1 protein-coding gene is annotated in these 323 nt (G+C 76.8%); it reads right to left on the bottom strand.

The annotated features are described in order from the left end of the window. Positions 1–323, bottom strand: a 323-nt coding sequence (locus BST14_RS28520; protein ID WP_211280847.1) for an E3 binding domain-containing protein, incomplete at both ends; no start/stop codon positions are given.

Raw genomic sequence — 323 nt, 5'->3', positions numbered from 1 at the left:
GGCCGCGGCGGCCCGGGGGGCCGCGGGGGCCTGCGCGGCGGGAGCCGCCGCGGCCGGGACCGGCGCCTTTTTCGCTTCGGCGGCGGCCAGCACGTCCTGCTTGCGGATGCGCCCGCCGACGCCGGTGCCGGTGACCGAGTTCAGGTCGATGTCGTTCTCGGCGGCCAGCTTTCGCACCAGCGGGGTCACATACGGCGTGCCGTCGCCACCCGGGCTTGCCGGCTGGGCCTGCGCCGGTTGAGCTTTGGGCTCCGGCGCGGGTTCGGGCTTGGGTTCCGGTTTGGGCTGCGCCTGGGGTTGGGGCGCCGGCTCGGGTTTGGGGG

The sequence above is a fragment of the Mycobacterium arosiense ATCC BAA-1401 = DSM 45069 genome, assembly GCF_002086125.1.
Classification (GTDB): Bacteria; Actinomycetota; Actinomycetes; order Mycobacteriales; family Mycobacteriaceae; genus Mycobacterium; species Mycobacterium arosiense.
Note: the sequence above shows the minus strand (reverse complement) of the source record. Positions and strands in the feature narration are given on the sequence as shown.